7 protein-coding genes are annotated in these 9,917 nt (G+C 64.5%); all 7 read right to left on the bottom strand.

Translation table 11 applies throughout. The annotated features are described in order from the left end of the window. Positions 1-141: 141 nt before the first annotated feature. A complete protein-coding gene (locus SC1_RS17005; RefSeq protein WP_238586760.1) occupies positions 142-1,545 on the bottom strand; it encodes an FAD/NAD(P)-binding protein in 1,404 nt (467 codons plus the stop codon). Further along, entirely contained in the window at positions 1,542-2,435 is an 894-nt protein-coding gene (locus tag SC1_RS17010) for a TauD/TfdA family dioxygenase (RefSeq protein WP_062185343.1), read from the bottom strand. The genes SC1_RS17005 and SC1_RS17010 overlap by 4 nt, the downstream gene beginning before the upstream one ends. A 110-nt stretch (positions 2,436-2,545) precedes the next feature. After that, the gene (locus SC1_RS17015) at positions 2,546-4,219 is read right to left on the bottom strand and encodes an arylsulfatase (RefSeq protein ID WP_062185345.1); all 1,674 of its coding nucleotides are present in this window, start codon (positions 4,217-4,219) and stop codon (positions 2,546-2,548) included. A 122-nt stretch (positions 4,220-4,341) separates the two neighbouring features. Further along, positions 4,342-5,295 carry a TauD/TfdA family dioxygenase gene (locus tag SC1_RS17020; protein WP_062185347.1) on the bottom strand — a complete coding sequence of 318 codons (954 nt, stop codon included), beginning with the start codon at positions 5,293-5,295 and terminating at the stop codon, positions 4,342-4,344. 99 nt (positions 5,296-5,394) lie between these two features. Continuing rightward, entirely contained in the window at positions 5,395-7,848 is a 2,454-nt protein-coding gene (locus tag SC1_RS17025) for a TonB-dependent receptor (RefSeq protein ID WP_062185350.1), read from the bottom strand. A 631-nt stretch (positions 7,849-8,479) separates the two neighbouring features. After that, a complete protein-coding gene (locus SC1_RS17030; protein WP_152682479.1) occupies positions 8,480-8,926 on the bottom strand; it encodes a cupin domain-containing protein in 447 nt (148 codons plus the stop codon). 103 nt (positions 8,927-9,029) lie between these two features. Then, positions 9,030-9,899, bottom strand: coding sequence for an ROK family protein (locus tag SC1_RS17035; protein WP_062186901.1), 870 nt, complete (start codon positions 9,897-9,899; stop codon positions 9,030-9,032). Positions 9,900-9,917: the final 18 nt, after the last annotated feature.

Raw genomic sequence — 9,917 nt, forward strand, 5'->3', positions numbered from 1 at the left:
CGGGGATGACCTGCACCGGGGAGCACATATCAACACCGCGGGGGCACCGCCGCCCGGACTGGCGAAGGCCGGTCATGAACTGGACGGCACGATGGCTGCCATTGGATGCAGGAGAGAAAGTTTTTTCGGAGAGGGCGAGGCCTAAAGCCCTTCGCCGCCGGTCCAGTGCGCGTTGACGAGACGGCGCGCGAGCGCGCTGACCTGGTTGCGGATATCGGGCACCGCGACGACTTCCCACAAATCGCCGCGCGTCATCGGGCCGATTGCGAGAATATGCTCCGACGAACGCCCCGATGCATCGACGATATGCCCGTCGCGGTCGATATCGAGCCCCAGGCGGAGCGCATCGGGGCGGATACGCCGCGCACCGAGCAGGCGCTTCACCAGCGGGTCCGACGAACGCAGAAGATCGCCTTGCGGACCGGTGCAGTTGATCACCCGCGCGGCGCGCGTCGTTACCGGTTCCGCCTCACCGCGCGGCAGCCAAGCGACGGCCAGCGCGTCGGATTCGACCGCGACTTGCGCGATCTTGCCCGCGCGGAAATGGAGCTGCCCCGACGCGATCAGCGCATCGATCCGGTCGGCGACCTCGGGTGCGAGCCGGTGGCGATGAACATCCCAAAAAGGGCGAAGGTGGCGCAGAAAGCGCGCGCGCTTCTCCGCATCGGCGGCGGACCACATCATCTGTGTGATCGGACGGATCGAATCGACGACCAGTCGCCAGTCGCGATCCTTCGCCTCGTCGCGCGCCCAGCCCACCAGTTCGGAAAGATCGGGCGCAGGCTTGGCCAGCACCGGCTTGGGGCGCGGCAGGCCGTCGATATGGCGATGCGGGCGCAGGCCGCGCCGCGACAGCGCAGTGATCGGCCCTTCATGCCCGTGCGAAACGAGACGGAGGATGACGTCGATCGCAGTGAGCCCGGTGCCCACGACAAGCACCGGCGCCTGTTTGTCGAGCCCATCCTCGAAAGCGCTGGCCCACGGATCGCCGATGTAGCGATGCGACGGCAGATGCGCGCCCTCGATCGCGGGCGGGTCGTGCGGCGGCAGATTGCCGATCGCGAGCACCGCGCGGTCGGCTTCGATCAGCCCGCCGTTGACGAGCCCCAGCGTGACTTGCCCGCGCTTCTCCTCGATATCGAGCACCTCGTCATCGACGAGCTTCAGTCGCCGGCCATATTTCTCCATCGCCGCGCGCAGCGTTTCGCGCAGATAGCGGCCATAGGTTGCACGCGTCACGAATGCCGCCTCGCAGCCGAGCCCGCGCGCCGCCAGCCAATCGCAGAAATGGTCGGGACGGTCGGCAAAGGCGCTCATATTGCCCGCGCGGACGTTGAGCAGATGCGAGGTTTCGGTGCTGCTATAGGCGACCCCGGCGCCCATGCGGTGCCGGTCGCGCTCGATCAGCAACACTTCGACGTCGGGCTGTTCGAGCAGGTTGATCGCAAGCAACGTCCCCGAGAAGCCCGCGCCGACGATCGCGACGCGGGTCGCGGTGCGGAAGCGCGGACGCGGAGAATGAAGCTGCGCTTCGATCATCCTCATGATGTTACCACATCGCCGGAGACAGTCACACGTTCGAGTGCGCGATATTCGGGCCAGTAATCGCCGACCGCATAATGCTGGGTCGATCGATTGTCCCAGATGCCGATCGCATTCGGGGTCCAGCGGAAGCGCACCTGATATTCGGGCACCTTGATCCGGTCGAACAGCAGGCGGAGCAGGCTGTCGCTCTCTTCCTCGCTCACCCCGATGATGCGGCTGGTGAAGGTGTAATTGACGTAGAGGATCTTCTCGCCCGTTTCTGGGTGCGAGCGCACCACCGGGTGGCGCACCGGCGGGAAATCGCGCGCGAGTTGCGCCCTTTTTTCCTCGGTGACACGGCCGCCAAAGCTGCGGACGATGTCATGTTCGGCCTGGAGTCCCTCGATGCGGTCCTTCACGGGCTGCGGCAGCCCGGCGTAGGCGGCGACGGTGTCGGCCCACATCGTATCGCCGCCAAGCGGCGGCAGGTGTCGCGCGCGCAGGATCGACGCGATCGAAGGCCGCTCGCGGAAGGTCACGTCGGTGTGCCATTTGTTATACGCCTGGAAGGGTGCAAGCGTCTCGGCGGTGAGCTGGACGCCCTCAACGCCCTCGATCTTGAGGATTTCGGGATAGCCTTCGACCGAGGGGATCACCGGATGACCTTCGAGATCGCCGAACAATTCGCCAAGGCGGACGTGGCTTTCGTGGCTGATATTCTGATCGCGAAAGAAGATGACCTTGAAGCGCAGCCACGCGGCGCGAAGCAGGTCGGCCTCTTCGGAGGAGAGCGGTCGGTCGAGGTCGAGCCCGCTGATCTCTGCGCCGATCGTCGGGGTCGAAGGCGAAATCGACACGCCGAGCGATCGCGCGGTTTCGAACAGGTCGGGGGTGTTGAGCTGCGTGGCCATGAGCAGTCCTTTCGGTCGTTCGATTCGGAAATACGTCCCGGAACGGCGAAAGTAACTCAACTAATCTGATTGACAAGCCCTAACGCGCCAAAGCGCATGATATGCGCGACCTATGGCCGATAGGGAATGGCGTCGGGCAGGATCACGCCGACATCCTGCGCATAACGATCCCACGCCGCAGCAAGCTCTGCCTTACGATCAGGGTGCGCCAGCGACAGGTCGCGTGTCTCGCCAGGATCGCGCGCGATGTCGAACAGCCGCCAGATGCCGTCGCCGATGTCGGTGAGCTTCCAGTCGCCGCGGCGATAGGCACGCGAGCCGAACAGCTCCGCACCCACGCCATCATTAGCGCCATAGACCCGCGCACCGGAATTCTTGAGCCAGGCAGCCCACGACCGGCCGGTGATCGGACGCACGACCCGCCCCGCGACTTGCGTCGCCTTGGCATCGGCGCCCGCAAGATCGAGCAGGGTCGGCGCTATGTCGGCGACCGAGAGATATTGCGTCTCGGCGCTCTGTCGCGCCGCAATGCCCGCGCCGCTGATGAACGCGACCGCGCGCGTGCCGCCTTCGCTCTGATAGCCCTTGGTCAGCCACGACGGCGCGGTCGCCGCCTGGGCCCAGCCCGCGCCATAGGTCAGATAGGAGGACGCAGCGCCGCGATTGGCAAAGCTGTTGTCGGCGCCCTTGAGCGAGCTCGCCAGCATCTGCGCCCCGGTCGTTTCGACGTCGAGCGCCTCGGCGCCATTGTCGGCGAGAAAGACGATGACGGTGTTGTCGAGTTCGCCCGACGCGCGCAGCGTTTCGATCACGCGCCCGACATTCTGGTCGAGCCGGTCGACCATCGCGGCATAGATTTCCATGTTGCGCGCGGCGAGCCGCTGCTGATCGGCGGTCAAGCTATCCCAGCTACCGTCGCGGTTGCGCGGCGTGTGCGCGGCAACGTCGGGACCAAATATGCCGAGTTCGCGCTGCCGCGCCAGCCGCCGCTCGCGCAATATGTCGAAGCCCGCATCATAGCGCCCCTTGTAGCGCGCGATGTCCTCGGCCGGCGCCTGTAGCGGCCAGTGCGGCGCGGTGAAGGCGAGATAGGCGAAGAGCGGCCGCTCGCTTTTCCCCCTAGCTGGCCGCTCGCCGAGAAAGTCGATCAGCCGGGTCGCGAAATAGTCGCTCGAATAAAAGTCCGACGGCAAACGCGCGACGATCTTGCCATTTTCGCGATAGGTCGCGATCCCGCGCGTCCCGGGGCTAACTTCGGGCTTGATGTCGGTGCCATAATGATTGTGCCCACCCTGCAGCAACGCAAAGCTGCGCTCGAAACCGCGCGCGTGCGGATCCTGCTCGGGCGTCAGGCCGAGGTGCCATTTCCCCGACAACAAAGTGCGATAGCCGCTGGCGCCGAGCCGCTCGGCAAGCGTCGCGACATCGCTGCGCAAATAGCCCTCATAGCCCGGCTTGCCTTGCTGGTTCGGGCGGATCATCTCCGCCATCGTGCCGAGTCCGGCGCGATGATTGTCGGTCCCGGACAGCAGCATCGAACGCGTCGGCGAACAGGTCGGCGCGGTATGGAAGCCGGCAAGCCGGATGCCGTTCAGCGCCAGCTTGTCGAGGTTCGGCGTACGTATCTCGCCCCCGAACGCGCCAAGGTCCGAGTAGCCGAGATCGTCGGCGACGATGACGAGCAGGTTCGGACGTCGCTCCTTCGCCTGCACCGGCCCGATAGTCGCGGCAGCGCCGATCAGCGCGGTAAGGAGGAAGCGGGCGAAACGCGAACCATGGGTCATCGGATGGGCTTTCGAACATAAAAGGTCGGCGCGCCCGGGCGAATGGAACCGGGGCGCGCCGCAGACAGGGCCGACGCAGTCACAGGAAGGAAAGGGAGAACCAAAAGCGCCGGCCGATTTCGTCAGGCGGGTTCGTACTGAACCGCCTTTTCCTTGCGGACGGTGCGGCTGCGGCGCCCGTCGATGCCGACCGGCACCTCGCCCGAAATCGTCGCGCGGCGGAGCGTCCGGCGCTGCAAACCGAAATCGGCAGTCGCGCGGTGCTGGGTCGCCTGATTGTCCCAGATGGCGACGTCACCCTCGCGCCAGCGCCAGCGCACGACATTTTCGGGCTTGGTGATATGATCCTGCAGCGTCTGGAACAGCCGCGCGCTGTCGGCCGCGTTCAGCCCGACGAACTGCTTGACGAAGTGGCCGAGCAACAGACTGCGCTGCCCGCTGACCGGATGGACGCGAACAACCGGATGCTCGGTTTCATAAACGGTCGAGGCGAAGACATTGCGATGTTCCTTGATCCGCTTTGCCGCGCTTTCGCCGTCGGGCGCCGATTGCAGGATAGAGGCGTAATCATAGAGGTTGGTGTGCGTCGCCCACAGATTGTTGACGAGTTGACGCAGCACTTCGGGCAGCCCCTCATACGCGGTCTCGCCATTTGCCCATTGCGTGTCGCCGCCCGCTTCGGGGATCGTCAGCGCGCGCAGGATCGATGCCTTGGGATAGGCATCGACAAAGGTCACGTCGGTGTGCCAGCTCGACGCGGCATAGCCTTCCTTGCTGTCGAGTTCGAGCAGGTAGCGCGATCCCTCGGCAACCGGCACCGTCGGGTGCGCGACCGGATCGCCGAGCAGGCCTGCGAAATCCTCATGGTCCTGATCGGTCAGATGCTGCTGGTCGCGGAAGAAGAGCACCTTATGCCGCACGAGCGCCGCCTGGATCGCCTGCACCGTCGCCGCGGGCAGGTCGCCCGATAGCTGGACGCCGTTCACGATCGCGCCGATCGTGCCGGTCACGGGGGTGACGTCGAGGTCGATGCTCTTGTCGCGGGCATTGGCATAGCTGTTGTGAAGGTCCGTCATATCAGTCTCCTTTGGGGGTTGGACGGCGAGTATTCGGCGCAGGCGCGTCCGGCCGGTTCCGGCTGTCGTCGCGGCGAATTTCTGAAAGGGCGGCGTGCATCAGATCTTCGTCCGCAGCGTCACGCCGATCGTGCGCGGCTCGCCGATCAGCGAGGTCACGATGCCGGTGTTCTGCGCCGACAAAGTCTGGAAATAATCCTTGTCGAACAGGTTACGCGCCCAGAGCGACAGGTCGAACAATCCGTCGTCGGTCTTGAAACCGATGCGCGCATTCGCGATCCCGTAAGCGGGAACATCGGCGTAGATGCTGTCACTCGACGAGGTGTTGAATGACGAGCGGTGCGAATAATCGGCATGGGCATAGATCGACAGGTCGCGTCCGCCGAGACTGCCGAGTGGTGCCGACACATCCCCGCCGAGCGTGTAGGTGAACTTCGGAACGCCGGGGAGCTGCGCGCCGGTCAGGTCCTGGATTCCTCCCTCGTTCAGCCGCTCGGGCGCCTGCGGGGCGGTGCGGTAGTCGCTGTACGTCGTGTCGGCATAGGCGACCGAAGCATAAAAGCTCGCACGCTCCGACGGCGCGAAACTCAGATCACCTTCGACCCCGCGCGAGCGGACACCCGGGATATTGGCGATATATTGGCGGACGTTGACCGTGTTCGGCACCTGTTCGGTGATCGCGGTCTGATAATCGCTGATCTCGGTCCAATAGCCCGCGACGTTGAGCGTCACCGCCTTGTCGAACCATTGCGATTTGATCCCGAGTTCGTAGCTGTCGACCTTTTCGGGCGCGACGTCGGGATCGATCCCCGCGGGCAGGTTGGTGAGGTTGAGCCCGCCCGACTTGTTACCGCGCGAATAGGTCGCATAGGCGAGCGCGTCGTCCGAGAATTGCCAGGACAGGGTCGCGAGCCCCGACACGCTGTTGTCCTTGAACCCCGTGGAGTAGCTGGTGACGGGGTTGAACTGGGCACGGAGCGCCGCCGCCTGTGCCGCCAATCCCGCCGGAAGGGTGGCGAGGTTGGTCCCCGCGACATGGATTTGCGTGAACGAGCCGCTCTTCTTTTCGTGCGTGTAGCGCAGCCCCGCGGTCAGCGTCAGCCGGTCGGTGAATTTCCAGTCGAGCTGACCGAACAACGCATAGCTTTTGGTGCGCGGATCCGAGGTCGAATTGGCCTCGAAGCCATTCAGCGCGGCTTCCCATGCGGCAAGCGGGATGGGCGAGGTCGCGGGGCGGTTCCACAGCGCCGCCGCCGGGCCATAGGCGCTCGCGCCCCTGCCGCGGATGACTTGCCAGAAATAATAAGCGCCGACGACATAGTCGATCGGACCGTCGGTGTCGGAGGCCAACCGGAGTTCCTGGCTGAACTGTCGCTGGCGGTTCGCCTGCTGCGCCTTGACGATCACCGGGAGCGAGGTCGAATCGCCGTCGTTCGCGGGGTTCCAGTCCCACCAGCGATAGGCGGTGATCGAGGTCAGTTTCGCCGCGCCGACGTCCCAGTCGACCTGCCCCGACACGCCATAACCGTCCATGTTCGACTGATAATGGCTGTCGGCCTCGCCGCGCCGCGCGAAGGGGTCGATCGTCGGAAAACTATAGCCCGGGAAGCGCGCGGCCCGCTCGGCAAAGCTGTTCGGTATCGCGGCGCCATTGGCATAGGTGCCGAAATAATCGGCGAAGATGTTGAGGACGTGGTTCTGTTTCTGGCGCGCGAAGTCGCCGATGATGCGGACTTCGAGGTCGGCGGTCGGCGTGAACAGCAATTGCCCGCGGACGCTCCAGTTCGAATAGTCCTGCGCGCGTTCGTTCTGCGTGTCATTGTACAGAAAACCGCGCCGCTCGGTCACCGAACCGCTGAGGCGCACCGCAAGCAGATCGTCGACCAGCGCCCCCGATGCCGATGCGCGGAGCTGGTAATAGCCATAGTCGCCGACGGTGGCTTCGCCCGAAAATTCAGGGTCGAAGCTTGGCTTGCGCGAGCTGATGTTGATCGCGCCCGATGTCGTGTTCTTGCCGAACAGCGTCCCCTGCGGCCCGCGCAGCACCTCGATCTGTTGCAGGTCGACAAGGTCGAACTGCGACTGGCCGACACGCCCGAAATAGACATTGTCGACATAGAAACCGACGCCATTCTCCAGCCCGTCGTTGGTCAGCGCAACATTGCTGCCGAGCCCGCGGATGTTGATGTTGGTGTTGCGCGGATTGAAGCTGAATACCTGCAGGCTCGGGACGATCTGCTGGATCTGGGTCAGCGTATAATTGCCTGTCTGTTCAAGCTGCGATGCGCCCACGACCGAAAGCGCGATCGGGACATCCTGCGCGCTTTCGTCGCGGCGGCGCGCCGACACGATGATTTCGGCGCCGTCATAGGCGGCGGCTGAAGCGGCCGCGACGGCAGCCCCCGCGGCCCCCTCGTCGGCGCCTGCTTCCGCGCCGTCGGCAGATGCGCCTGCCTCGGCGACGGTTTCGGTGGCGAATGCCGGCGCCGTCGGCAGCAGCAGTGCGGCGCCGAGCAGAAGCTTGAAACGATGATCAGGAGAGAAACGGTTCATTAGATATGGTCCCCGGGCGGTGATCCCGCCCCCTTTTTGATGTGATGAATGGTGGCGCGGTGCGCCGCGCCGGGTCGGGCAGTCGCCAGCTCCGCCCCCCACAGCGCACGGGCGGCGCTGCGCAGGGACGCAGGATAGCGAGCCAGATCCGACAGGTCGGATTGGGTCAGCAAAGGCATGATGTTTCCCCACGCCGGCGCTCGGGTGCCGGACGTCAGACCGCAACGTCTCGCGTGAGGAGGCGCGGTTGGAGATTTTGGGATGCCGCGATTGTCGGCGGGGCGCGGTCGGTCCGCTACCCCGCGCATGTCACGCGGCGATGATTTAGTCGATGCTGCTACACATACGCATCGCAATACCCCTTCTGGGGGGAACGCAATGCCTGGCGCTGTCGCCCGAGCATCACGCGCTTTAGCCGTTGGTAACGCGGAGCAAGCTGCTTCCCGGTCAAAAGCCGCGGGTCGAGGGGAGAGCCCGTCATTCGTCTCGACCAGTCCCGAATGACAATGTCAACTTAATCGATTGATTTTAGTTTCGTCAACGCCGGAGGTCGGTTTTTGCGACGAAGAAAATCTATCGGCGGACAAGCCGAGGCTTATCCGCCGTTGATACATATTTGATAATGCTGTGTTTAACGCGGCGCGGCGGCCGGCGTGGTCAGTATCTTCTCGTTCGTATCGACGACGAACACGGCGAGCAATGTCGCGGGCTCGGTCTGGCTCGCATTGGCGCTGACATTGTGGAAGTCACCCGGCAACTCGGTGAAATTCTCGCCCTTGCGGAAAGTGCGCACCGGCCCGCCATTGATCTGGTTGAGCACCGCGCCGTCGAGCACGGTTGCATAGATCAGCGCCGAAGGCGCATGGACATGCGAGGCATTCGCCGCCCCCGGACCATATTCCACAAGCACGCCCTTGACGCTCTTACCGGGGACGTTCGGCAGTTCGTGCTGATACACCAAGGTGACCTTTGCCGGCTTGGCGGCGGGGGTATCATGTCCGGCATGGTCGGTTTGCGCAGCGGCGGGCGCGGCGGCCAGAAGCGCGGACAAGGCGAAAGCGGCAATCGCGGTCTTCATCGTCGGTCTCCAGATCGAACGGGTGGCAACATGATGCTAACCCGCTCGCACGCACCGCTGGAGAACCGAGGTCCGGCGAAACGCCTGTACCATTGCCGGAGGATCAGGATATGCGGAGTGCCAGCGCAAGCGCGCCCAGAAGGCCGGTATCGGGACCGAGCGCGGGTGCGACGATCACCTCCGCAGGGTCGCCCGCGAAATAGCCTGCGCCGCCCTCGGCGGCTTTGACGCGAACCCGATCGAGCAAACCCCGCGTTTCCATTACGCCGCCGCCGAAAATCATCCGCGACGGAGAAAGAATGGCCTCAAATGTCTGCGCGGCCTGGGCAAGATACCAGGCAATGATATCGTGGCCGGGATGATCGGCGGGGAGATCGGAAAGCGAAACGCCCCAGCGCGCGATGATCGAGGGTCCCGCGGCAAGGCCTTCGAGGCAATCGCCATGAAAGGGACAATGCCCGGCGAAACCGAGGTCGTCCGGATGGCGGGGGACACGGATATGGCCCATCTCGGGATGGCTGAGGCCATGGATCAGTCGTCCATCGACGACAGCGCCGCCTCCGACGCCGGTCCCGACGGTAAGATACAGGGTCGACTTCGTTTCCTGCCCTGCACCCCAGGTCCATTCGGCGAGCGCTGCACCGTTGACGTCGGTGTCGATCGCGACCGGGCAACCGAACGCGCGCGCGAAAGGTCCGGCTATATCGGCGTTGCTCCAATGCGGTTTCGTCGTGCGCGTGATATATCCCCATGTCGCCGAAGCGGGGTCGAGGTCGAGCGGACCGAAGCTTGCAATGCCCACGGCACTGAAATCGCCGCCCTGTTGCCGAAGCCAGTCGATTGCCGCGGAAATCGTTTCTTCGGGCCGCGTCGTGTCAATCCGCGTGCGCGCGATGATCCGCCGCGTCGCATCGCCGACCCCGACGATGAATTTCGTACCCCCCGCTTCGATCAGTGCAATTTTCCCGCTCATCTTTCGCTTCATCCCCCA

It is taken from the genome of Sphingopyxis sp. C-1, assembly GCF_001047015.1.
GTDB lineage: Bacteria > Pseudomonadota > Alphaproteobacteria > Sphingomonadales > Sphingomonadaceae > Sphingopyxis.